This window comes from Microcella sp. (genome assembly GCF_019739195.1).
Lineage (GTDB): Bacteria > Actinomycetota > Actinomycetes > Actinomycetales > Microbacteriaceae > Microcella.
In genome coordinates this window covers 1,355,926-1,378,653 of record NZ_JAHHDS010000003.1, presented here as the reverse complement: position 1 = coordinate 1,378,653, position 22,728 = coordinate 1,355,926, and the positions used below count along the sequence as shown (strand labels likewise).

Below are 22,728 nucleotides of genomic sequence, written 5' to 3'. Positions count from 1 at the left end.
AAGAGCCCCGCCGCGAGGACCACCACAGCCTCGCGACGGGGCCCGGCTCGGTCAGCCGCGCGGCACCAGCCGCTGCAGCTGCGTCACGTGGCCGGGCTCGAGCTCATCGAGCGAACTCACGCCCAGCAGGCGCATCGTGCGGGCGACCTGCTCGCCCAGAATCTGAATCGTACGGTTGACACCGTCACGCCCACCAGCCATGAGGCCGTAGAGGTAGGCGCGGCCGATGAGCGTGAAGCGGGCGCCGAGGGCAACCGACGCCACGATGTCGGCGCCCGACATGATGCCGGTGTCGAGGTGCACCTCGGTGTCACGGCCGACCTCGCGCACCACCTCGGGCAGCAAGTGGAACGGAATGGGCGCGCGGTCGAGCTGGCGACCGCCGTGGTTCGAGAGCGTGATGCCATCGACGCCCAGGGCGGTGAGCCGCTTCGCGTCGTCGACCGTCTGCACGCCCTTGACGACGAGCTTGCCGGGCCACTGCTCTTTGATCCACTTCAGGTCGTCGTACGTGACCGTGGGGTCGAACATGGCGTCGAGCAGTTCGCCGACGGTGCCGTTCCAGCTCGAGAGGCTCGCGAAGGCGAGGGGCTCGGTGGTCAAGAAGTCCCACCACCACCACGGGCGGGGGATCGCGTTGACGATCGTACCCATCGTGAGCGCCGGCGGAATCGAGAAGCCGTTGCGTTTGTCGCGCAGCCGCGCCCCGGCGACCGGCACGTCGACGGTGACGAGCAGCGTGTCGAAGCCCGCGGCGGCCGCACGCTCCACAAGCTGCATCGAGCGCTCGCGGTCTTTCCACATGTAGAGCTGAAACCAGTTGCGGCCGTCGGGCGCCGCTGCGCGAACATCCTCGATGCTCGTCGTTCCCATGGTCGACAGCGAGAACGGGATGCCCGCCGCGGCCGCCGCGGATGCCCCCGCCACCTCGCCCTCGGTGTGCATCATGCGCGTAAACCCGGTGGGCGCAATGCCGAAAGGCAGTTCGACTCGCTTGCCGAGAACTTCCCACCCGGTGTCGACCTGGCTCACGTCGCGCAAGATCGCGGGGTGAAACTCGATGTCGTCGAACGCCTGGCGCGCGCGCCCGAGGCTCAGCTCGGCCTCGGCGGCACCCTCGGTGTAGTCGAACGGCGCCTTCGGCGTGCGACGCTGCGCGATCGCTCGCAGGTCGTGAATGGTGAGCGCGCCCTGCAGGCGGCGCTTCTTCGCGTTGAGGGTCGGCTTCTTGAAGCGCATGAGCGGCGCGAGCTCGCTCGGGCGCGGAAAGCGGCGTTTCACCATTGTGGGCTAATCCTTCTCGTGGGCCTGGGCGGTGTGTTGAGAGTCGTAGCGCGCGAGCAGTCGGTCGCGCGCTCCTTCTATATGGGCACGGGTGAGGCTGCCCGCGAGCTCGGGGTCGCCCGCGGTGACGGCGTCGAGAATGCCCTGGTGTTGGGCAACGACGTCGTCGAGCGCGAGCAGCCGATGCGCCTGCACCTGGCCTGTGCAAAGTTCGATCTCACCCATGAGCAGCGCGTGCAGGCGCGCGAGCCGAGGGGAGCGCTGCGCCTCGACGAGGGCCCGGTGAAAGGCGATGTCGGCCCGGGCCAACGGAGTCGTAGCGGCCGAGCTCGAGGCGTCTCGCGCGGCGTCGGCGAGCATCCGCTGCGCCGCGATGGCCGCGAGGGGAACGACGCCGTCGGCCGCGAGCGTGCGCAGCGCGGCTTCTTCGACGATGGCCCGGTTGGCGTAGAGGTCGACGATGTCGTCGCGCGTCAGCTCGGGCACGCGCGCGGTCTTGTGGGCGGTGCGCCGCAGCAGCCCGTCGGCAACGAGCCGTTCGAGCGCGACCTTCGCGGTCGGGCGCGCGACCCCGAATCGGTCGGCGATGGCCTGCTCGGTGACGGCGGCGCCGGGCGCTTCGCTCTGGTTCAGGATGCTCTCGCGCAGCGCCTCGTACACCGCATCGGGCACGCGCGTCACGGCGAGGGCCTCACTGCTCATGGAGGCGACAGTAGCAGATTGTTATACAAGTGCACACCGTTGCCGCTACTCTCGAGAAACTGGGTGGTCTCGTCGGCCGTTCAGTGCGACAGAGTTGTCGACGCAGATCGAAGGAGACATGACGATGCCCCTCACCGGGTTGCTCGGTGCCGTAGCCGATCCCTCTCGCGTGCGCACGGGTGCCATCGACCGTGTCGCCTACGCGAGTGATGCCTCGCACTATCTGCACACTCCCGAAGTGGTCATCGTCGCCGCCGATGCGGCCGAAGTTGGCGCGATTCTTCGCGCTGCCGCCGAGAGCGGTCGGCACGTGACGTTCCGCTCGGGGGGAACCAGCCTGTCTGGCCAGGCCTCGGGCGACAGCGTCATGATCGACGTTCGTCAACGCTTTCGCGGCATCGAGGTGCTGGACGACGGCCGCCGAGTGCGCGCGCAACCCGGCGCCACCGTGCGGCAGGTGAACGCCCGGCTCGCCCGTCTCGGCTATCGCTTGGGCCCCGACCCCGCGAGCGAGGTGGCGTGCACGATCGGCGGCGTGATCGCGAACAACTCGAGCGGCATGGCGTGCGGCATCGCAGAGAACACCTATCGCACCCTCGAGTCGGTCATCATCGTGCTGCCCTCGGGCACCGTCATCGACTCGGCGCACCCCGATGCCGAAGCGCATTTGCGTGAGCGCGAGCCGGCCCTCGTTGACGGCCTCGTCGCCTTGCAGCGTCGGGTGCGCGAAAACCCCGACTCGGTGCAGACCATTGAGCGGCACTTCGCCCTCAAGAACACCATGGGTTACGGCATCAACAGCTTTCTCGACCACGAGTCACCGCTCGACGTGCTCGTTCACCTTCTCATCGGCTCGGAGGGCACTCTCGGCTTCGTCGCCGAAGCGACCTTCCGCACGGTGGAGGTGCGCACGCTGCTCGCGACGGGAATCGCAGTGTTTCCGAACCTGCACGCCGCCACCTCGGCCCTGCCCGCGCTGGTGGCCACGGGCGCGGCCACTCTCGAGCTCATGGACGCGACCTCGATTCGCGTCGGCCAAACCCTTGCCGACGCTCCCGCCGAGATTCTCGGCTTCGAGGTGGGCGACGAGGCCGCTTTGCTCATCGAGTATCAGGGGCGGGATGCTCACGAACTTGCCGAGCGTGTCGCGCGAGGCACCGCGGCACTCGGTGGTGAGGCTCTGCGCGCGCCCCTCGAGCTGAGTGCCGACCCGCAGCGGCGAGCCAGGGCGTGGTCTTTTCGCAAAGGGCTCTATGCCTCGGTTGCGGGTGCCCGGCCTTCCGGTACGACGGCGCTGCTCGAAGACATCGCTGTGCCCGTCGAGGCGCTCGCCGACACGTGCCGCAGCCTGCAAGAGCTGTTCGATCGCTACGGCTACACCGACAGCGTGATCTTCGGGCACGCGAAAGACGGCAACATCCACTTCATGCTCACCGACCGTTTCGAAGGAGTCGAGGCGATCGGGCGCTATCTGGCCTTCACCGACGATCTCGTCTCGCTCGTGCTCGGGCACGGCGGCAACTTGAAGGCCGAGCACGGCACGGGTCGTGCCATGGCGCCATTCGTGCGCCGTCAATACGGCGACGAGCTCTATGAGGTCATGCGCGAGCTCAAGAACCTGTGCGACCCCGAGGGCATTCTCAACCCTGGCGTCATCATCGACGACGACCCCGAAGCGCACATTCGCAACATCAAGCTCTCGCCCAGCGTCGAAGAAGAGGTCGATCGCTGCGTCGAGTGCGGTTATTGCGAGCCCGTGTGCCCGAGCCGCGACCTCACCCTCACCCCGCGGCAGCGCATTGTCGTGCGGCGAGCCGAGGTCGCCGCTGAACAGAAGGGTGATGTCGCCCTCGCCGCCGAGCTCGCGAAGGCCTATGAGTACGCGGGCGTGCAGACGTGTGCCGCCGACGGCATGTGCGCGACAGCGTGCCCCGTCACCATCGACACGGGTTCTCTCATGAAGCGTTTTCGGCGCGAGAGCGCATCACCCGTGCTCGCCGCCGGGTGGTCGGCAGCCTCGCGCCACTGGGGTGCGGTGAGTCGCATGGGGTCGACCGCGTTGAGCGTGGCCGACGCCCTTCCCGCCGCGCCCATCGTGGGCGTCACCGCGGTAGCTCGGGCGGTGCTCGGGCACGAGACCGTGCCGCGCTATTCAGACGAGTTGCCGGGCGGCGGTTCGAAACGCAAGACGCTGCGCGGAACCGTCGGCGCTGCCGACACCGCCCCGGTGGCCGTCTACCTGCCCGCGTGCGTCTCGAGCATGTTCGGTGCAGGCGGCGACGGCGACGGCGCGACGACGGCGCTCGTCACGTTGCTCGAGCGCGCGAGCGTCAGTGTCGCGGTGCCCGAGAACATCGAGGGTCTCTGCTGCGGCACCCCGTGGTCGTCGAAAGGCTTCACCGCGGGCTACGACATCATGCGCGAGAAGGTGCTGCAGAGCATCCTGACCCTGACAGACGGCGGCCGCCTGCCCGTCGTGAGCGATGCCAGCAGTTGCACTGAGGGCTTTCACCGCATGCTCGACGGCAGTGGCGTGCGCGTCATCGATGCCGTGACGCTCGTGCGCGAGCACGTGCTGCCGCGCGTCGTGGTGGGGCAGCGGGTCGCGACGCTCGCGCTGCATCCGACGTGTTCGACGCGCAAGCTCGGTATCGATGGGGATGCTCACGCGATCGCTTCCGCGGTGGCCGACGAGGTCTTCGTTCCCGACGCCTGGGGTTGCTGCGGATTCGCCGGAGACCGCGGCATGCTGCACCCCGAGCTCACCGCCTCGGCGACTGCCCAGCAAGCGGCCGAAGTGATCGCCGCCGATGCCCAGGCGCACGCTTCGACCAACCGCACGTGCGAGCTCGGCATGACGCGCGCGACCGGGCGCGAATACGAACACGTGCTCGAGCTGCTCGAACGCGCGACGCGCTGAGCGGCCTCAGCCCGTCGTGCTGGCTCTGACGACGAGTTCGGGCTGGAAGACGACGTCGCGCGGCGCTCGCGGAGGATCGGTCGTCGCGTCGAGCAACAGTTCAAGTGCCGTTGAGCCAATCAGGTGGCTCGGTTGACGCACCGACGTGAGGGGCACGATCGTCGCGCTCGCGAAGTCGATGTCGTCATAGCCGACGAGCGCGATGTCGTCGGGCACGCGCAGTGAGCTTGACATGACGAGGGCTTGCAGAACGCCGACGGCCATGAGGTCGTTGACCGTGAAGATTGCGTCGGGTCGAGCAGCAACGGGCCGTGCAGCGATCTCTTCGCCGCTGCGGCGTCCGTCGATGACAGAGAGTCCGGTCGCCGTGATCACTTCAAGAGTGACGCCGGGTGTCTCGGCGACCGCGCGTCGGGCGCCCTCGAGCCGGTCGGTCACCTGGCGCATCTCGAGTTGGCTTGCGAGGTAAGCGATGCGCGTGCGTCCCCGCTCGATGAGGTGCCTGACGGCGACGTAGCCGCCGGCGATGTCGTCCATCGAGACAGACGAGAAGCCCGTCTCGCGGCCGCTGCGGTCGACAAGCACGGCGGCCGTGCCGCGATCGCGCAGTCGAGCCAGTCGATCGGTGACGTCGCCGATGGGTGAGATGAGCACGCCGTGCACGCGCTGCTCTTCGAACAAGTCGAGGTAGGCCGCTTCGCGCGCCGGGTCGTCATCACTGTTGCCCAGCAGGATCGACAGGCCAGCGGCGGCGGCGCGATCTTCTGCTCCGCGAGCTAGCTCGGTGAAGAAGGGGTTGCGCACGTCGAGCACGATGAGCCCGACAGTGCTGCTGCGCCCGACTCTCAATTGCCGCGCGGCGTCGTTGCGCACGAAGCCGAGCTCGTCGATGGCGGCTCGAACACGAGAGACGGTGTCGGCGCTCACGCGATCAGGGCGATTGAGCACGTTCGAGACGGTTCCGACCGAGACGCCCGCCTGACGCGCGACGTCTTTGATGCTTGCGGCCGCCATGAGCCGAGGCTAGTCGAAACGATTCACTTGACGCGCGTGAACCCTCCGCCTAGTGTTGTGAATCGATTCAATCCGTCTCACGAGAGAGCAGCATCCGTCAATGACGACCTTCGACTCCATTGCGCCCCAGCTCGAACGCCAAGCCATCGAGCTGCCCTCGTGGGCCTTCGGCAACTCGGGAACGCGCTTTCGGGTGTTCACCACTCCCGGTACGCCGCGCGACCCCTTCGAGAAGATCGCCGACGCAGCCCAGGTGCACCGCTACACCGGCCTCGCGCCGAGCGTGGCCCTGCACATTCCGTGGGACAAGGTCGACGACTACAGTGCACTGCGCGCGCACGCTGACGAGCACGGCGTCGCTCTCGGCACCATCAACTCGAACACCTTCCAAGACGAGGAGTACAAGTTCGGCTCGCTCGCCGCCAGTGACCCGAAAGCTCGTCAGCGCGCGATCGATCACCACTTCGACTGCATCGACGTCATGCACGCGACCGGCTCGCGCGATCTGAAGATTTGGCTCGCCGACGGCACCAACTATCCGGGCCAAGACGACATGCGTCGCCGGCAAGACAACCTTGCTGAGAGCCTCGCCACGATCTATGAGCGCATTGGCGACGAGCAGCGACTCGTGCTCGAGTACAAGTTCTTCGAGCCGGCGTTCTATCACACCGATGTTCCCGACTGGGGTACCGCCTACGCTCAGGTGGCCGCGCTCGGTGACAAGGCGATGGTGTGCCTCGACACGGGTCACCACGCGCCCGGCACGAACATCGAGTTCATCGTCATGCAGTTGCTGCGCCTCGGCAAGCTCGGCTCGTTCGACTTCAACTCACGCTTCTACGCCGATGACGACCTCATCGTCGGCGCGGCTGACCCCTTCCAGCTTTTCCGCATCATGGTCGAGGTCGTGCGAGGCGGGGGCTATGACGAGGGCAGCGAGGTCGCGTTCATGCTCGACCAGTGCCACAACATCGAAGAGAAGATTCCCGGCCAGATGCGCTCGGTGCTCAACGTGCAAGAGATGACGGCCCGCGCTCTGCTCATCGACCGTGAAGCGCTCGATGCGGCCCAGCGCAGCAACGACGTGCTCGCCGCGAACGCGATCATGATGGACGCCTTCTACACGGATGTTCGCACTCCGCTCGCCGCCTGGCGAGAGTCGCGCGGCCTGCCCGCAGACCCCATGGCGGCCTACGCCGCGAGCGGCTATCGCGAGCGCATCGTCGCCGAGCGCGTGGGTGGCACTCAAGCGGGCTGGGGTGCCTGATTTGCGTGTGGCCTTTCGCCTGCAGGTGCGCCCTGAGCTGCTCGACGAGTATCGGGCCGTGCACTCTCCGGTGCGCCGCGAGATGCTCGAGGCCATCGCGGCGAGCGGCCGACGCAACTACTCCCTCTTTCTCGACGACACCGACGGCACGCTCTTCGGCTACTACGAGGTCGATGACGATGAGGCGGCGCAGGCCTCGCTCGCCACGAGCGACGTCGCAACGCAGTGGGAGGCGGAGATGTCGCGCTACTTCATCAGCCTCGGCGGTCGCGCTGACCAGGCCGCGCGTCGGCTGCCCGAAGTGTTCAACCTCGCCGACCAACGAAGCGGTGCTGCTGATCGGGAGACCGACATCTCCTGAACCCGGCCAACTCAGCGCGCGCTGACTGTTCGCTCTAGGATGGTTCATTGAACGCTGGACAAGGGGGTGCGCATGGCCACGATCCGCGATGTCGCGCGCCTTGCCGAGGTCTCGGCCGGCACCGTCAGCAACGTGCTCAACCGCCCGTCGTACGTGCGCGAAGAAACGCGGGAGCGCGTGCTCGCGGCCATTCGCGAGCTCGACTTCGTTCCCGACCAGGGTGCCCGCCAGTTTCGACCAGGGCGGGTGCGCACTCTCGGTCTCGCGATTGCCAACCTCGACAACCCGTTCTTCGTCGATGTCGCGCTCGGGGCCGAAGAGCGCTGCAAAGAGCTCGGCGTCGGAGTGGTGTTCTGCAACAGCGGCTATGACCCCGTGCGCGAGCAGCAGAACCTCGACCTGCTGGTGCAGTCGCGCGTGCAGGGCATCATCATCGCGCCCGTCGACGAGCGAAGCCCACGGCTCGAGATGTTGCGTGACCGCGGAGTGCCGATGGTCTTCGTCGACCGCGTCGGCGACGATCGAGACTGCTGGTCGGTCGTAGTGGACGACTTCGAGGGCGGCCGCCTCGGGGCTCGGCACTTGGTGAGCGAGGGCCACACCCGCATCGCCTTTCTGGGCCACCCCGACAAGAGCCCGAAGGTGCGCACCCGTCTCGCCGGAGCACGCAGCATCATCGAAAAGGCGCGCGGTGTCGAGCTCGAGCTCATCGAGGCCGATTCGTGGACGATCGAGGCAGGTCGCGCCGCCGGTCGCCGGCTCGCCGACCGCCTTCCGGATCGACGCCCGACCGCTGTCTTCTGCGCCAACGACATGCTCGCGCTCGGGCTCGAGCAAGAACTGCTGCGCGACGGCGTTCGTGTGCCCGACGACATCGCGATCGTCGGCTACGACGACCTCGAGTGGGCCTCGGTGTCGAGTGTGCCCCTCACGACGGTGAGTCAGCCGAGGTTCGGCCTCGGCCGCACCGCCGTTGACATGATCATGGATCTGCTGTCGCGCGCGGACAAGACCGTGCCGTCGGCGAATCACGTGGTTTTGCGCCCCGAGCTCGTGCGTCGCGAGAGCGCCTGACTAGGCTGACAGACGCATCGGGCCCGCTCCTCCTGAATAGGAGCGGGCCCGACGTCTGATGGAAACCGTGGTGCGAATGGCGCCTAGAGGGCCGGCTCGACGTCGTCGACGTTGTCGATCGTGACGGTCGTGAGCGGGATCGGGATGCGCGCGTCGACGGCCTCGCCGCGAGCGGCGCTGACGATTGTGTTCAGAGCGAGCTTGCCGTCTTCACGGGGCGACTGCACGATCGTGGCGAAGAACTGACCCGCCTTGATCGACTCGAACGCATCCTGCTGACCGTTGATGCCCATGATCGGCGGGATGTCGTCGAGGCTGCGACCTGACTCGGACCATGCGTCGATGAAGCCACGAGCCATGGTGTCGTCGTTGGCGTACACAGCGTCGAGGTCGTCACCGAAGCGCGTGATCAGGTCGCGGCTGGCCTCGAGGGCCTTCTGTTGGTCGAAGTCAGCGTTGACGATCTGCAGCACCTCGATACTCGAGCCGAGTTCGGTAAGGCGCTCGGTGAAGCCGTCAGTGCGTCCGATCGTCGTACCGTTGCCGGCCTGGCCCGCGATGATGACAACGTTTCCTTCACCGCCAAGCAGATCATTGAGCAGATCAGCAGCAATCACTCCTTGGTTGTAGGTGTCTGGTCCGGTGAACGACGTGACGAACTCGAGTGCAGCATCGTCCATCGGCGAGTTGATGAGCACAACCGGAATGCCCGCGTCTTGCGCCGAGATCAAACCAGGAATGTAGGCCTGCGGGTCGAGGGGCCAGAGCACGATGCCGTCGGGGTTTTGCCCGACGCACGTGTTGAGCTGCTCGGTGCCGGTCTGCACGTCGAACTCTTGAGAGAGACGGGTGACCGTGACGCCCGCCTCCGCTGCCGCCTCGTCGAACGCTTCGTTCGCCGGGGTGACGTAGGGGTGGGCCTCAGCTGCGGTGACGTAGCAGATGCTGATGTCTTCGGCCGCGGCGTCGCCGTTGCCGTTGTTGTCGGCGGCAGGTGCGCAACCTGACAGGACGAGTCCAGCGGCTGCCACCAGGGCAGCGCTACTGACCAGGGAGATGCGATTTCTCATGGTGCAGGGGTCCTTTCGTTCTTTCGGGAAGACCATGATGAGCGCGCTCGTCGCACCAGTGCGACTAGCGTGACATCACGGCGTTGACTGCCCGACACTGTGCGGTCGAGCAGGATCAGGAGCAGGAGGATCACACCGGTGACGATGTCCTGCAGGTAGGCGGGAACGCTCTGGTACTCCATCGCGGTCGTGAGCGCTGCGATAGTGAGGAGGCCGCCCAGGGTGCCCAAGGCCGAACCGCGACCGCCCTCGAGCCGCGTGCCGCCGATGACAACAGCGGCAATGGCGATCAGCACGATGTTCTCGCCGAAGACCGGCGAACCGGTGTTGACGCTGAGGCTCTGAATCACGCCGGCGACGCCTGCCATCGTGCCGCTGAACACGAAGACACCGAAAAGATAGGCGCGCGACCGGATGCCACTGGCTTCGGCGCTCGCCGGGTTGCTGCCGACAGCGAAGAGCTGTCGGCCGGCGACCGATCGAGTGAGCCAGAGGTGCAGCAGGATGATGAGCACGAAGAACAGCAGTGTGCGACCCGTGAAGGTGCCGGCGATGGGTCGCGAGACGACGAGACCAAAGAGCGGGTCGATGCCGCTGATGGGCCGCGACTCGGTGATCAGATGGCACAGGGCACGGAAGAACAGCATCGACGCGAGCGTCGCGACCAGTGAGTTGATGCGCAGCACGACGACGAGGAACCCGTTGATGGCTCCTGCCGCGACTCCGACCGCGAGGCCCACGAGCGCCGCGGGAATCTGGCCGAGTTGCTCCTGCAACCCGATGGTGGCGATGCCCGAGAGCGCCAGAATGGCGCCGCCCGAGAGATCGAGCTGACCGGCGATCAAGACGACCGTCAGGCCGATGGCGAGAAGCCCGAGGGTGGCCATGCGGTCGAGCCCCAGACTCGCGGTTCTGAATTCGAGGAAGCCCGGAACCATCGTGGCGCCAATGATGAGCGTCGCGCCCAGAATGACGACCACGCGGTTGCGCACGAGAGCGTGGAAGACGTCGCTGTCGAGAATGTGTCGTGACGAGGTCATTCTCGTCCTCCCCGTCGGCGCAGTGCGACATCGATGGCGACGGCACCCGCGATGAGAGCGCCCTTGACGATTCCCTGCGGCTCGGTGGGAACTCCTTGCAGAACCATGATGTTGGTGAGCAGCTGCACGAAGAGCAGGCCGCCGAAGGCGTAGAGCACGGTGCCCGAACCACCGAGCAGGCTGACGCCGCCGACGACCACAGCGGTGATGGCGTCAAACTCGTACCCCATGCCGATGCCGGGTCGCGCGGTCTGCAGGGTGATGCCCAGCAGCACGCCGCTGAACCCGGCGAGCGTGCCCGTGAGCAGGAAGGCGATCGCGCGCACCCGCTTGACGGGCACGGCACTCGCCTGCGTGGCCGAGGGGTTGCTGCCGACGGCGTATGACCACCGGCCGAGCACGCTACGGCTCAGCACGAGGTGGCCCGCGGCCACGACGGCGAGGAAGATCAGCACGATGACGGGCACGACGCCGAAGACGCGGCCGGTCAAGAACGCCTGGGCGTCGGGGTCGCTGCCGTAGACGATGACGCCGCCCACGAACACTTGGGCGATGCCGAGCACGATCGTGCCGCTCGCGAGCGTCGTGATCACGGGGTTGAGGCCGGCGTAGCCGACCAGCCAGCCGTTGACCGCGCCCGCGATCGCCGCGGCGAGCACTCCCACCACCGCGGCGGCGAGCGTGCCGATGCTCGACTCGAGACCGAGCACGAGCAAGCCTCCGACCGCGACCGTCGCGGGCACGGAGAGGTCGGCGAGACCGCGCGTGACGAAGACGAAGGTCATGCCGACGACGATGATGCCGACGATCGACATGTTGATGAGCACGTTCGTCAGGTTCTGCACCGTCAAGAATCGATCGCTCAGCAGCGAGCCGACGATGAGGGTCACGACGATGCCCGCGGGTAGGCCCAGTCGGGCCCCGTAGCGACTGAAGAGCCCGCTCTGCACGGTGCGAGTGGGGGGTGGCATGGCTGCGCTCACGATGCGCCCTCTCCGGTTGCGGCGTGCATGACCTCGTGCTCGGCAGCGCCGCGCGGCAGTTCTGCGGCGATGCGCCCCTCGTGCAGCACGACGATGCGGTCGCTGACGGCGAGCACTTCGGGCAGCTCGGACGAGATCAGGATGATGGCGGTGCCCTGTGCGGCGAGCTCACCGATGATGGTGTGAATGTCGGCCTTGGCGCCGACATCGACGCCCCTCGTGGGCTCATCGAGAATCAGGATGCGGGGGCCGGTCGCGAGCCACTTCGCGAATACCGCCTTCTGCTGGTTGCCGCCCGAGAGGGTGTCGATGCGAGGCGCGATCGCAGGTGGCGAGACCGAGAGCTCTTCGGCCTTCTGCTGGGCCAGTGCTCGTTCGGTTCGCGGACGGATCCAGCCCGCGACCGAGACGCGCTCGAGCACAGAGAGCGAGATGTTGTCCTTGATCGACAGTTGCGGAACGATGCCGTCGCGCTTGCGATCTTCGGGTACGTAGGCGATGCCGGCCCGCACCGCGTCTCGCGGCCCGCGGATCACGACGGCTGTGCCGTCGACCTCGATCGTGCCGGCGTCGAGCGTGTCGAGGCCGAAGATCGCTCGCGCGACCTCGGTGCGACCCGCCCCCACGAGCCCGGCCAGGCCGACGATCTCGCCCGCGCGCACGCTCAGGCTGATGTCATCGAACTCGTCGGTTCGTGAGAGCCCGCTGACCGAGAGAACGACCGCTCCGATCTCGACCTCGCGCTTGGGAAAGACGTCGGTGAGGTCGCGGCCCACCATTAGCCTGATCATCTCGGGCGCGGTGATGCCCGCCGTAGGGCGGGTCTCGACGAGGCGCCCGTCACGCAAGACCGTGACGCGCTGCGAGATCTCGAGCACCTCGCGCAAGCGGTGCGAGATGTAGATGACCGCGATGCCTGCTTCGGTCATGCGCCCGATGATGCGGAAGAGCGACTGCGTCTCGTGCTCGCTCAACGACGACGTCGGCTCGTCGAGCACGACGATCTTCGGGCGAGCCGCGTAGACCTTGGCGATCTCGACGATCTGCTGCTGGCTGACGGTGAGAGACCCGACGAGGTCATCGGTGTCGATACGGGCGTCGAGCTCATCGAGCACGGCGCGGGCCTGATCGCGAAGGGCCCGTCGGTTGACGACGCCCATTCGCGACGGTGTCGCGCCCAGAAGGATGTTTTCGGCGACGGTGAGGTCAGGCACGAGGTTGAGCTCTTGGTAGACCATGCCGATGCCGCGGCGTCGGGCCTCGATGGGGTCGGCCAGTCGCACCGCCGCGCCAGAAAGCTCGATCGTTCCCTCATCAGGGTGGTGCACGCCCGCGAGAATCTTCACGAGGGTCGACTTGCCGGCGCCGTTCTCGCCGACGATCGCGTGCACCTCACCCGCCTCGACATCGAGGGCGACATCGGAGAGCGCGCGGATGCCCGGAAACGACTTCGAGATGCCCGTCATGCGCAGAGCAGCTGGAGTGGTCATCACACTCCACCCTGCTGAGAGGCTCCGAGTCGAAGCTCGAGCGAGTAGGTCACGTCGCGCCCGCGACGCAGCGTCGGCAGCACGCCCGCGGCGGCAGCGCCGGCCCGGCCACCGAAGGTATTGACGTTGACGGGCTCCAGACCCATGACGTAGTGGCCTTCGCCGCTCATCTTCCACTGGTGCATCGCGGGAAGCGTGGCCGAGTCAAACGCGAGCTCGAGCCGGAGGTCGAGGGTCGGATTGTCGATCGAGACCGTCGCCATGCCGTGGTCGCGGAAGTCGTGGCCGAAGACCTGCTCGCGGTAGCCCTCGTGCGGAGGTTCGATCTGGTGCCAGCGGCCCGCTCCGGCGCGAGCATCCTCATCGCGGGGCGTCACCTCTCGCGAGCCGACATTGAGCGTCGCTGATTCGTCGAGCAGGGGCCACCCGACGTTGACGTGGTAGAGAACCATGTGACCGGTGTCGGCGAGGCCGTCATTGCGCACGACGTCGGTGAGGCGCAGGGTCGAACCCCCGATGTCGGCCGACCAGGTGCGGTGCAGCAGGAGGTTCTCGCCGAAAACGGTCGTCTGGCGAACCGTGCCCGAGACGATGAGTTCATCACCGACGACCTCGGCGCGCGTCAGGGTGGCGGGAGTCACACCCACCCGACCGTGCTGCGGGTAGTCGACGCCGTCGGACACTGTCGGAGGGCCGAAGGTGTCGAGACCGCAGGTCGCCAGCAACCCGCCCCCGAACGATCGCAGCCACTCGTTGCCGCGCGACTCGGTCAACGCGGGCGACGTCATGCCGACAGGTGAGATCCACGCGAGCGGCACACCGCGGTAAGTGACCTGACCGAGGTCGAGCGCGCGGTCCGGGTGGATATCGACTTCGAGGCCACCGCCCGTGATCATGCGCACCCGGCGCGCGCCGCGTGCTGGCCCGTCGTCCTCGACGAAGCGGTCGATGCGCGCGACCTGGTGCAGGGCGCCCACGCGGCGCTCTGCCTCGCCGCGCGATCGGCCGAACACGTTCATGGACGAGGTCACGCACGCTCCCCGGAGACAGGGCCGTTGTCGGCTGCGAGCTCGCTGTTGCCGGGGCCGAAGTGCTTGAGCAGCACGAGGTCGGCACTCGGCGAGGTGTTGCGCACGCGCACGCCCTCGCGAGCGGCCGACGAGGTCACGAAGTACTCGTCGTGCGAGAGCTGCCCGTAGCGAATCGACGAGATGGCCGCGACCGGAAGCCCGTTGATGTCGCCGTGACCGTCGACGGCGATGAAGCCGTAGGCGTCGCTCTCGTCGATCGTCACCTCGCCTCCCGGCTTGACGGTGAGCTCCTTGGCGCTGAACGAGCTCGATCGGTAGGTGATCCAGCGCTCGGTGTATCGGTCGTCGCTCGAGGCCATGCTCGCGCCGGTCTCGACAGGAGCGGTGAAGCGGTGGCTCCAGAACTCGGGATCGACGTTGCGCTCCCAGTCCATGATCTCGAGCACGAACTCGAGGTCGCCGACGCGGTCAGCCGGAATGTCCTTCCACAGCAGCTCGTCGGGAACCTCGCGGTTGTTCGACCACGACTCGGTCATGGCGAACACGTCGCTCGCCGACTGCGGCTCGTAGGTGCACATGCTCGCCGGGGCGTGCAGCACGCCCGGCGGCACATCCCACCCGGTACCCGGGGTGATGCGGTAGGCCGTCGAGAGCTCGGTGATGCGGTTGTCGCCTCCGCGCAAGAAGCCCTGCAGTTTGTCGAGCACCTGCTGGCGGGTGGTCTCGGGGTGGAAGCCGAAGAACGTGTACGGAAACTCGCCGCCGTGGTTGTTGAGCTGAGGCGGAAAGTAGTAGGCCTCGGGCTTGCCGCGCTTGCCGACGAGGGCCGCGTGCTCATCTTTCTGGTGCAGGTGGAAGGGCAGCGGAAACTGGTTGTCGAAGAACTTCGAGTACATCGGCCAGGTGCCGAACTCGTTGTAGAGTCCGCCGATCGCCGCGCTCTTGGTGTGCGCGAGGAACTCGTCGAAGGGAATGATCTCGCCATCGGGTCCGACGACGAGGCTGAGGCCCTCGAACGGATCGGTGAGCGGGCCGTTCTCGGCGCGGATCGCACTCGAGAACCAGCGCTCGTCGATGCCGCCGCGGTCTTTGCCGAGCGGGAAATAGTCGTCAGGGTGCAGGCGAAGGCGCTTGCCGGGAGTGCAGAACGACCGCGGCACCCAGGCGGGCGCGAGACGCAGGACGCCGCCGCCGGCCTCCATGGCTCGCTCGATGCTCGCCTCGGTGGAGGTGACTCCCTCGTACGGTCCCGCCTTGCTCATGGCTTCCCTTTGATGTTCGGGCGCCAGAGTCGGCGCCATCGCCTTTCCCGCGCAGTGCTGCGGGCCGGTCTCTCGCAGTGAGATCGTGTCTGGTTCATTGAACCACTGCTTGATTCAGTGAACCTAACTCGGGCGACGGGGGCGTGTCAATACGCAATCTCATCACGGTCACCAAGGGGGTCACTGCGTAGCCTGTGTGTCATGGTCGTTCCCCTGCCCGCCAGTCGCCGGGCTCGATTGCTCGAGATTCTGGAACGCGACGGCGCCATCAGGCTCGAGTCCGCCGCCGCCGAATTGGCGGTGTCCGTCATGACCGTGCGCCGCGACATTCAAGACCTCGATGCCGACGGTCTCGTGCGCCGAGTCAGAGGTGGCGCGGTGTCGATAGTGCTGCCGCGAGTGTTCGGCGACCGTGCGATGACCCGAGCGTCGGCGAAGAACTCGGTTGCTCGCAAGGCCGAGGCCCTGGTTCCGAGCGTGGGGGCTGTCGGAGTCGACGCCTCGACCACGAGTGGGGCTCTTCTCGCGATCATCCGCTGCGAGCGTCTTCTCGTCGTGACCAACTCGGTCGACAATGCCGCAATCGCCCGAGCGCGCCCGGGCGTCCGCGCCGTGCTCGCCGGGGGAGAATTCGAGCAGCAGACCGGAAGCCTGGTCGGCCCCACTGCTGAGCAGACTGCTCGCAGCTTCGCGTACGACGTGTTTTTCACCTCCGCCAGCGCCGTCGATGCGGCCACTGGCACCATGGAGGTGTCACTCGAAGAGGCTGCCGTCAAGCACGCGTTCGCGGCGAGGGCGCGCACGACAGTGGTGCTGGCCGACTCGTCGAAGCTCGGCCAGCAGGCGCTCGCTCTCGCGCTCGAGTGGAACGTCATCGACACGCTGGTAACAGAGCTCGACCCCAGCGACGACCGCCTCGATCCCTTCCGTGGTCTTGTCGAGATACTGTGACCCTGTTATCGTGTGCAAAAAGTAACAACATCTAACACGAGAGCGATCATGGTCAGCACACCGGCAGCACTCATCGCCCGCAGCAACCGCCTCGGCGCCGAGCCGCACATCACCAATTACGCCGGCGGCAACACGTCGGCCAAGGGCACCGAGACCGACCCGGTCACGGGCGAGCAGGTCGAGCTGCTGTGGGTCAAGGGTTCGGGCGGCGACCTCGGCACGCTCACTGAGCAGGGCCTGGCCGTGCTGCGTCTCGACCGCATGCGCGCGCTCGTCGACGTCTACCCCGGCCTCGAGCGCGAAGACGAGATGGTCGCGGCCTTCGACTACTGCCTGCACGGCACGGGCGGCGCGGCCCCCAGCATCGACACCGCCATGCACGGCCTGGTGGATGCGGCCCACGTCGACCACCTGCACCCCGACGCCGGCATCGCCATCGCCACGGCGAAAGACGGCGAGAAGCTCACAAAGAAGATCTTCGGCGACAAGGTCGTGTGGGTGCCGTGGCGACGCCCCGGCTTCCAGCTCGGGCTCGACATCGCCGCCATCAAGGCCGCGAATCCGCAGGCGATCGGCTGCATCCTCGGCGGCCACGGCATTACGGCGTGGGCCGACACGAGTAAGCAGTGCGAGCAGAACAGCCGCTGGATCATCGACACCGCGCAGGCCTATCTCGACGCAAAGGGCAAGAAGGCGCCGTTCGGTCGCGCACGCAAGGGGTACGCAGCCTTGCCGACCGAGGAGCGCCGCGCGAAGGCGGCCGCCCTCGCGCCGACCATTCGTGGTCTCGCGAGCCACGACCGGCCTATGGTCGGCCACTTCAGCGACGACGCGCGGGTGCTCGACTTTCTCGCGAGCGCGAACGCTGCGAAACTCGCGCAGCTCGGCACGAGCTGCCCCGACCATTTCTTGCGCACCAAGGTCAAGCCGATGCTGCTCGACCTGCCGGCCGGCGCGAGTGTCGAGGCGAGCATCCAGCGCCTGAATGAACTGCACGAGGCGTATCGCGCCGACTACACCGCCTACTACGACAAGCACGCGACACCCGAATCGCCAGCCATCCGCGGCGCCGACCCGCTCGTCGTGCTCGTGCCGGGCGTGGGCATGTTCAGCTTCGGCGCGAACAAGCAGACGGCGCGCGTCGCCGGTGAGTTCTACCTCAACGCCATCAACGTCATGCGCGGCGCCGAATCGGTGAGCACCTACACCCCCATCAGTGACGCCGAGAAGTTCCGCATCGAATACTGGGCGCTCGAAGAGGCCAAACTGCAGCGCATGCCCAGCCCCAAGTCGCACGCCACGCGCGTCGCCTTCGTGACGGGTGCCGCGAGCGGCATCGGCAAGGCCATCGCCACGCGACTCGTCGCCGAGGGGGCGTGCGTCGTGATCGCCGACCTCGACCTCGAGAAGGCACAGGCGGCGGCGGCTGAGCTCGGCTCGACCGACGTCGCGATCGGCGTGCAGGTGAACGTCACCGATGAGGCTCAGGTCGAGCAGGGCATCCGGGATGCGGTGCTCGCGTTCGGCGGCATCGACCTCGTCGTCAACAACGCCGGGCTGTCGCTCAGCAAGCCGCTGCTCGAGACGACCGAGGCCGATTGGGATCTGCAGCACGACGTCATGGCCAAGGGCTCGTTCCTGGTCTCGAAGGCCGCCGCGCGCGTGCTCATCGACCAGGGGCTCGGCGGCGACGTCATCTACATCTCGAGCAAGAACTCGGTATTCGCCGGCCCCAACAACATCGCCTACTCGGCGACGAAGGCCGACCAGGCGCACCAGGTGCGACTGCTCGCGGTCGAGCTCGGCGAGCACGGCGTGAAGGTCAACGGCATCAACCCCGACGGGGTCGTGCGCGGTTCGGGCATCTTCGCTTCGGGTTGGGGAGCCAATCGCGCGAAGACGTACGGCATCGATGAAGAGAAGCTCGGTGAGTTCTACGCGCAGCGCACCATTCTCAAGCGCGAGGTGCTGCCCGATCACGTCGCCAATGCGGTCGCGGTGCTCACGGGCCCCGACCTCTCGCACACGACCGGCCTGCACATTCCCGTCGACGCGGGCGTCGCCGCGGCCTTCCTGCGCTGACCATGACTCTCGTGCATGTCGCGGCCGTCGACCTGGGAGCCACGAGCGGTCGCGTCATGCGCGCCGTCGTCGGGCCCGACCAGCTCGAACTCATCGAGGTCGCACGCTTTCCGAACGGACCGGTGCTGCGCGACGACGGGTATCACTGGGACATCGAAGCGCTGCGCGGCCACATTCTCGCGGGGCTGCGCCAGGCCTTCGCCGACGACCCCGCGATCACGTCGATCGGCATCGATTCGTGGGCGGTCGACTACGCACTCATGGCGGGTGACCGGATGCTCGCCGAGCCCTTTCACTACCGCGACGAGCGCACCGCGCGCGGTATCGCCGCCGTGCACGCGGTCGTGCCGCCCGACGAGCTCTACGCGGCCTCGGGCCTGCAGCACCTCTCGTTCAACACGGTCTTCCAGCTGGCAGCCGACGGAGAGGCGCTCGCCGAGGCTGACCGCTTCTTGCTCATCCCTGACCTTGTCGCCTTCTGGCTCACGGGCCGCGCGGTGGCCGAGTCGACCAATGCGTCGACCACGGCGCTGCTCGACCCGCGCACGCGCGAGTGGAACGACGCGCTCATCGGGCGCGTCGGCCTGCCGCGCCGCATCTTCCCCGAGCTCGTGAACCCGGGCGACGACCTGGGCGAGTTGACCACCACCATGTCCGCCGAACTGGCCGCGCCTGCCGGGGTGAGGGTCACGGCCGTCGGATCCCACGACACGGCGTCGGCCGTGGTGGGCGTACCGATGACGCGGCCCGATGCCGCCTACATCAGCTGCGGCACCTGGGGGCTCGTGGGGCTCGAGCTCGAGCATCCCGTGATCACCGATGCCAGCCGCGAGACGAACTTCACGAACGAAGGCGGCGTCGATGGCCGCGTACGGTTCTTGCACAACGTCATGGGCCTGTGGCTGCTCACCGAGACCATGCGCGCGTGGGAGGCCGAGGGTGAGCCGGTCGATCTCGCGCAGCTGCTGGCCGAGGCTGCTGCCCTCACCGAGCCTGTGCCCGTCTTCGACGCCAACGATCAGCGCTTCATGCCCCCCGGTGACATGCCCGCGCGCATCGCCGCGGTGCTGACCGAGAAGGGCGAGGTCGTGCCGTCGAGCCGCGCCGCCCTCGCCCGGTGCATTCTCGAGAGCCTCGCCGTCGCCTTCGCTGAAGCGGTGCGCGACGCTGGCCGGTTGGCTGATCGTGAGGTCGGAGTGATTCACCTCGTGGGCGGCGGATCGCTCAACACTCTGCTGTGCCAGCTCGTCGCCGATCGGGCTGGTCTGCCGGTGCTCGCGGGCCCCGTCGAGGCGACGGCGCTCGGCAACGTGCTCGTGCAAGCGCGCGCGCAGGGGCTCGGCGGGTCGCTCGAGCAGTTGCGCGCGCTGGTGGCACAGATCCACCCACCCCAGCGGTTCGAACCCCGCCACTGAGCACTACTGCGCCGTGTAGCCGCCGTCAACCAGGTGGTACGAACCGGTGATGAACGACGCGGCGTCGGAGGCGAGGAACGCGACGAGGTGCGCGACCTCCTCCGGCCGACCGAGTCGACCGATGGCGTGCTGCTGCTCAAGATGGCTGAGCGCGTCAGCGTCGAGGTTCGCCTCGACGAGCGGCGTCTGGATGAAGCCGGGCCCGACCGAGTTGACGCGCACGCCCTGCTGGGCGTACTCGAGCGCGGCGTTTTTTCGTCAGCCCGACAACGCCGTGCTTCGCGGCGACGTAGGCCGACGACTGAGCAAAGCCCACGCTGCCGAGAATTGACGCAATGTTGACGATCGAGCCGCCGCCGCAGTCGATCATCGCCGGCAGCTGAGCTTGCATGCCGTAGAGCACGGCGCTGAGGTTGATGTCGATGACCTTCTGCCACGAGTCGAGCGGGTAGTCGCCCGTGGTGGCCGAAGCCCCGCCGATGCCCGCGTTGTTGACGGCGATCTTGAGTGGTGCCGCGTTCGAGGCCATCTCCACGGCCCTTGTTGCCGTCGCCGGGTCGGAGACATCGCCCACGTGCGCGAGAGCTGTGCCCCCCGTGTCGGTGATTTCCTGCACCACGGTGTCGACGGCGTCAGAGTTCACGTCGCTCACGACGACCGCAGCGCCACTTTCAGCGAGCACGTGAGCGATCGCGCGGCCGATGCCCGATCCCGCTCCCGTCACGATCGCCGATCGTTCTGCCACGTCGTACTGTGCCATGTCATTCCCCTTCGTTCGAGCGGGCCGGTTCACTGCGCGTGCGTCGCGCCAGATGCCTTGCTCCTGCTTGCAGCAGTGAGCAGTTTCCCGGCCCCGTGACCAGCGACGTTATGCGGCGTGCGGCCATCGCGCACCCCCGTTGACAGCGAGGGGAACCGTGCTAGGGGCGGTCATGTCGTCAACCGCCTACGCTCGAGATCATGAACGTGTCATCGGCGATGGTTCGCCCCGGCATCGTGTTCGGCGTCGCCGCCCTCGTGCTCAACGAAGGCGCGACTGACGAGAACGCCCGCGAGGTCATCGCTGCCGCCGTCGACAGCGGGGCCGTCGCGCTGGACACCGCGCGAGCATACGCACGTGTCGATGATGACGGTGTCGGCGAGCGGCTGGCCGCCGAGGGACGCCGGCTGCGGCCCGGGATGCCGATCATCACGAAGGCGGGCCACTATCGAGCCGGTCCGTCGGCCTGGAGCAGCGATGGCACCGCCGAACGGATGCGCGCCGACGCCGCGCGCAGCGTCGAGCTGCTCGGCGGCCCGCTCGACCTTCTTCTGCTGCATCGCGCCGATCGCGCCGATGATCTCGAAGACTCGGTGCGCACGCTCGCCGCGCTGCGCGACGAAGGCGTGGCGAGGGCGATCGGACTCTCGAACGCCTCGGTCGAGGTGATCGACCGAGCTCTCGCGGTGGCGCCGATCGACGCGGTGCAGAACCGGCTGGGGCTCGGCGTCGATCCGTTCACCGAGTACCACCACTGCCTCGACGCCGGAATCGACTTCTTCGCCTACGCTCCATTCGGTGGCCCACGGGCCTCGCCACTGGCCACGCGCGTGCCGAAGGTGTGGATGCTCGCGGCGGCGCGCGGAGTGTCGGTGCACCGACTGGCCCTCGCCGCGGTGCTGGACGCGCTGCCGGGTCTGTGGCCGGTGATCGGCTCGACGAGGGTGGAGTCGGTGCGCGACGCGATGGTCGCGTCAACCGAAGAAGTCGACGACGAACTTCGGCAGGCCTTCGTCGACGACCTCGCGTCGCGCGGCGTTCCGGTGCCGAACTCGTAGTCTGACGGCATGGTCGCACTGCCGGCACGTCCCGCCCCGATCGTGACGCTCACGATCAACCCCGCGCTCGACGTGAGCACGATGACAGAAACAGTGCGCTCCGAGCACAAGATGCGCTGCGGCCCGAGCCGGGTCGACCCCGGCGGCGGGGGAGTCAACGTCAGCCGCGTGATCGATCGGCTCGGCGGCCACTCGACAGCGATCTACGCGGTCGGCGGCCCGACTGGCCAGGCCTATCGTCAGCTGCTCGAGGCCGAGGGCATCACGGGCAAGGCCATCGCGATCGCCGGATCGACGCGCGAGAATGTCACGGTCGACGAGACGTCGACCGGAAGACAGTTCCGGTTCGTGCTGCAGGGTCCTGAGTTGGCCGAGGCCGAGTGGCGGCGATGCCTCGACGCTACCGATGCCGCGATGCAATGGGGAGGCTACGTCGTGGCGAGCGGCTCGCTCGCGCCCGGCGTGCCCGACGACCTCTATGCCCGCGTCGCGCGTCGTGCACGCGAACTCGGAGTTCGCTGCATCGTCGACGCGTCAGGGCCATCGCTGGCCGCCGCGCTCGACGAGGGGGTCTACCTCGTCAAGCCCTCGGGCCGCGAACTGGGCGAGCTCGTCGGCGCTGAGCTCACCTCGATCGCCGACAAGACAGCGGCTGCTCAGCAGCTCGTCGCCGAGGGCAAAGCCGAGGTCGTCGCGCTCACTGTCGGGGGTGAGGGCGCCGTGCTCGTCACGGCCGACTCAGTCACGCACCTCGTGTCGCCCCCGATCACGGTGAAATCGACCGTCGGCGCCGGCGACAGCTTTCTCGCGGCGCTCGTGCTGCGGCTCGCGCAAGGGCACGACCTGGCCGCTGCGTTCAGAGCGGGCGTCGCCGCTGGGGCGGCGACCGCGACGACCGAGGCCACCGAGCTCTGCCATCGCGCCGACGTCGAGCGCTTCGAGGTGCAGCTCGCAGGCTGAGCAA

General features: G+C 67.6%; 18 protein-coding genes and 1 pseudogene. 9 read left to right on the top strand and 10 right to left on the bottom strand.

Annotated elements, in window-relative coordinates:
* Positions 1-51: 51 nt before the first annotated feature.
* Both KL788_RS08440 and KL788_RS08435 read right to left on the bottom strand, forming a co-directional pair.
* Positions 52-1,284 carry an alpha-hydroxy acid oxidase gene (locus tag KL788_RS08440; protein WP_293170330.1) on the bottom strand — a complete coding sequence of 411 codons (1,233 nt, stop codon included), beginning with the start codon at positions 1,282-1,284 and terminating at the stop codon, positions 52-54.
* Between the two features lie 6 nt (positions 1,285-1,290).
* Positions 1,291-1,986, bottom strand: a complete 696-nt coding sequence (locus tag KL788_RS08435) for a GntR family transcriptional regulator (RefSeq protein WP_293170328.1) — start codon at positions 1,984-1,986, stop codon at positions 1,291-1,293.
* 118 nt (positions 1,987-2,104) lie between these two features.
* Between KL788_RS08435 and KL788_RS08430 the strand changes: the two genes are divergently transcribed.
* On the top strand, positions 2,105-4,906 hold the full coding sequence (locus KL788_RS08430) for an FAD-binding and (Fe-S)-binding domain-containing protein (protein WP_293170326.1): 2,802 nt from the start codon (positions 2,105-2,107) through the stop codon (positions 4,904-4,906).
* Between the two features lie 6 nt (positions 4,907-4,912).
* Here KL788_RS08430 and KL788_RS08425 read toward each other — a convergent pair whose 3' ends face one another.
* Entirely contained in the window at positions 4,913-5,920 is a 1,008-nt protein-coding gene (locus tag KL788_RS08425) for a LacI family DNA-binding transcriptional regulator (RefSeq protein WP_293170324.1), read from the bottom strand.
* Between the two features lie 100 nt (positions 5,921-6,020).
* Here KL788_RS08425 and rhaI point away from each other — a divergent pair, with 100 nt between their 5' ends.
* The 3 genes from rhaI to KL788_RS08410 all read left to right on the top strand — a co-directional run bounded on the left by rhaI (position 6,021) and on the right by KL788_RS08410 (position 8,622).
* Positions 6,021-7,187: an L-rhamnose isomerase gene (gene rhaI / locus KL788_RS08420; RefSeq protein ID WP_293170322.1), complete on the top strand. Its 1,167-nt coding sequence runs from the start codon at positions 6,021-6,023 to the stop codon at positions 7,185-7,187.
* Complete coding sequence (locus tag KL788_RS08415) at positions 7,180-7,548, top strand: L-rhamnose mutarotase (protein WP_293170320.1); 369 nt, start codon at positions 7,180-7,182, stop codon at positions 7,546-7,548. Before rhaI ends, KL788_RS08415 begins: the two co-directional genes overlap by 8 nt.
* Before the next feature lie 72 nt (positions 7,549-7,620).
* Positions 7,621-8,622 carry a LacI family DNA-binding transcriptional regulator gene (locus KL788_RS08410; protein WP_293170318.1) on the top strand — a complete coding sequence of 334 codons (1,002 nt, stop codon included), beginning with the start codon at positions 7,621-7,623 and terminating at the stop codon, positions 8,620-8,622.
* Positions 8,623-8,705: 83 nt separating this feature from the next.
* Here the strand turns inward: KL788_RS08410 and KL788_RS08405 are convergent, their stop codons facing one another.
* Genes KL788_RS08405 through KL788_RS08380 form a run of 6 tightly spaced genes read right to left on the bottom strand, consistent with a single transcriptional unit; the run spans position 8,706 to position 15,498 of the window.
* Positions 8,706-9,692 (bottom strand): sugar ABC transporter substrate-binding protein, encoded by a 987-nt coding sequence (locus tag KL788_RS08405; protein ID WP_293170316.1) that lies wholly within the window; start codon positions 9,690-9,692, stop codon positions 8,706-8,708.
* Positions 9,689-10,732, bottom strand: coding sequence for an ABC transporter permease (locus KL788_RS08400; protein ID WP_293170314.1), 1,044 nt, complete (start codon positions 10,730-10,732; stop codon positions 9,689-9,691). The genes KL788_RS08405 and KL788_RS08400 overlap by 4 nt, the downstream gene beginning before the upstream one ends.
* Positions 10,729-11,703 (bottom strand): ABC transporter permease, encoded by a 975-nt coding sequence (locus KL788_RS08395; RefSeq protein ID WP_293170312.1) that lies wholly within the window; start codon positions 11,701-11,703, stop codon positions 10,729-10,731. The genes KL788_RS08400 and KL788_RS08395 overlap by 4 nt, the downstream gene beginning before the upstream one ends.
* Positions 11,704-11,711: 8 nt before the next feature.
* A complete protein-coding gene (locus KL788_RS08390; RefSeq protein ID WP_293170310.1) occupies positions 11,712-13,205 on the bottom strand; it encodes a sugar ABC transporter ATP-binding protein in 1,494 nt (497 codons plus the stop codon).
* Complete coding sequence (locus KL788_RS08385) at positions 13,205-14,236, bottom strand: aldose 1-epimerase family protein (protein ID WP_293170308.1); 1,032 nt, start codon at positions 14,234-14,236, stop codon at positions 13,205-13,207. The genes KL788_RS08390 and KL788_RS08385 overlap by 1 nt, the downstream gene beginning before the upstream one ends.
* Positions 14,233-15,498: a hypothetical protein gene (locus tag KL788_RS08380; protein ID WP_293170306.1), complete on the bottom strand. Its 1,266-nt coding sequence runs from the start codon at positions 15,496-15,498 to the stop codon at positions 14,233-14,235. Before KL788_RS08380 ends, KL788_RS08385 begins: the two co-directional genes overlap by 4 nt.
* A gap of 201 nt (positions 15,499-15,699) precedes the next feature.
* On the opposite strand from KL788_RS08380, the gene KL788_RS08375 reads away from it, so the two are divergent.
* From KL788_RS08375 to KL788_RS08365, 3 genes are read left to right on the top strand one after another with little or no spacing between them, the layout of a single operon-like run.
* The gene (locus KL788_RS08375) at positions 15,700-16,449 is read left to right on the top strand and encodes a DeoR/GlpR family DNA-binding transcription regulator (RefSeq protein WP_293170304.1); all 750 of its coding nucleotides are present in this window, start codon (positions 15,700-15,702) and stop codon (positions 16,447-16,449) included.
* 48 nt (positions 16,450-16,497) lie between these two features.
* Complete coding sequence (locus KL788_RS08370) at positions 16,498-18,531, top strand: bifunctional aldolase/short-chain dehydrogenase (RefSeq protein ID WP_293170302.1); 2,034 nt, start codon at positions 16,498-16,500, stop codon at positions 18,529-18,531.
* Between the two features lie 2 nt (positions 18,532-18,533).
* The gene (locus tag KL788_RS08365) at positions 18,534-19,946 is read left to right on the top strand and encodes a rhamnulokinase (RefSeq protein ID WP_293170300.1); all 1,413 of its coding nucleotides are present in this window, start codon (positions 18,534-18,536) and stop codon (positions 19,944-19,946) included.
* A 3-nt stretch (positions 19,947-19,949) separates the two neighbouring features.
* Here the strand turns inward: KL788_RS08365 and KL788_RS08360 are convergent.
* Positions 19,950-20,706: pseudogene (locus tag KL788_RS08360) on the bottom strand (SDR family NAD(P)-dependent oxidoreductase).
* A 200-nt stretch (positions 20,707-20,906) separates the two neighbouring features.
* Here KL788_RS08360 and KL788_RS08355 point away from each other — a divergent pair.
* Together KL788_RS08355 and KL788_RS08350 are read left to right on the top strand one after the other, a co-directional pair.
* Positions 20,907-21,764 carry an aldo/keto reductase gene (locus KL788_RS08355; protein ID WP_293170298.1) on the top strand — a complete coding sequence of 286 codons (858 nt, stop codon included), beginning with the start codon at positions 20,907-20,909 and terminating at the stop codon, positions 21,762-21,764.
* Between the two features lie 9 nt (positions 21,765-21,773).
* Positions 21,774-22,724: a 1-phosphofructokinase family hexose kinase gene (locus KL788_RS08350; RefSeq protein WP_293170296.1), complete on the top strand. Its 951-nt coding sequence runs from the start codon at positions 21,774-21,776 to the stop codon at positions 22,722-22,724.
* Positions 22,725-22,728 lie beyond the last annotated feature (4 nt).

What these genes read in the sequence shown, in the direction of transcription:
- KL788_RS08440 (WP_293170330.1), bottom strand. Translation starts at nt 1,284, where the DNA reads ATGGTGAAACGCCGCTTTCCGCGCCCGAGCGAGCTCGCGCCGCTCATG.
- KL788_RS08435 (WP_293170328.1), bottom strand. Translation starts at nt 1,986, where the DNA reads ATGAGCAGTGAGGCCCTCGCCGTGACGCGCGTGCCCGATGCGGTGTAC.
- KL788_RS08430 (WP_293170326.1), top strand. Translation starts at nt 2,105, where the DNA reads ATGACGATGCCCCTCACCGGGTTGCTCGGTGCCGTAGCCGATCCCTCT.
- KL788_RS08425 (WP_293170324.1), bottom strand. Translation starts at nt 5,920, where the DNA reads ATGGCGGCCGCAAGCATCAAAGACGTCGCGCGTCAGGCGGGCGTCTCG.
- rhaI (WP_293170322.1), top strand. Translation starts at nt 6,021, where the DNA reads ATGACGACCTTCGACTCCATTGCGCCCCAGCTCGAACGCCAAGCCATC.
- KL788_RS08410 (WP_293170318.1), top strand. Translation starts at nt 7,621, where the DNA reads ATGGCCACGATCCGCGATGTCGCGCGCCTTGCCGAGGTCTCGGCCGGC.
- KL788_RS08405 (WP_293170316.1), bottom strand. Translation starts at nt 9,692, where the DNA reads ATGAGAAATCGCATCTCCCTGGTCAGTAGCGCTGCCCTGGTGGCAGCC.
- KL788_RS08400 (WP_293170314.1), bottom strand. Translation starts at nt 10,732, where the DNA reads ATGACCTCGTCACGACACATTCTCGACAGCGACGTCTTCCACGCTCTC.
- KL788_RS08395 (WP_293170312.1), bottom strand. Translation starts at nt 11,703, where the DNA reads ATGCCACCCCCCACTCGCACCGTGCAGAGCGGGCTCTTCAGTCGCTAC.
- KL788_RS08390 (WP_293170310.1), bottom strand. Translation starts at nt 13,205, where the DNA reads ATGACCACTCCAGCTGCTCTGCGCATGACGGGCATCTCGAAGTCGTTT.
- KL788_RS08380 (WP_293170306.1), bottom strand. Translation starts at nt 15,498, where the DNA reads ATGAGCAAGGCGGGACCGTACGAGGGAGTCACCTCCACCGAGGCGAGC.
- KL788_RS08375 (WP_293170304.1), top strand. Translation starts at nt 15,700, where the DNA reads ATGGTCGTTCCCCTGCCCGCCAGTCGCCGGGCTCGATTGCTCGAGATT.
- KL788_RS08370 (WP_293170302.1), top strand. Translation starts at nt 16,498, where the DNA reads ATGGTCAGCACACCGGCAGCACTCATCGCCCGCAGCAACCGCCTCGGC.
- KL788_RS08365 (WP_293170300.1), top strand. Translation starts at nt 18,534, where the DNA reads ATGACTCTCGTGCATGTCGCGGCCGTCGACCTGGGAGCCACGAGCGGT.
- KL788_RS08355 (WP_293170298.1), top strand. Translation starts at nt 20,907, where the DNA reads ATGAACGTGTCATCGGCGATGGTTCGCCCCGGCATCGTGTTCGGCGTC.
- KL788_RS08350 (WP_293170296.1), top strand. Translation starts at nt 21,774, where the DNA reads ATGGTCGCACTGCCGGCACGTCCCGCCCCGATCGTGACGCTCACGATC.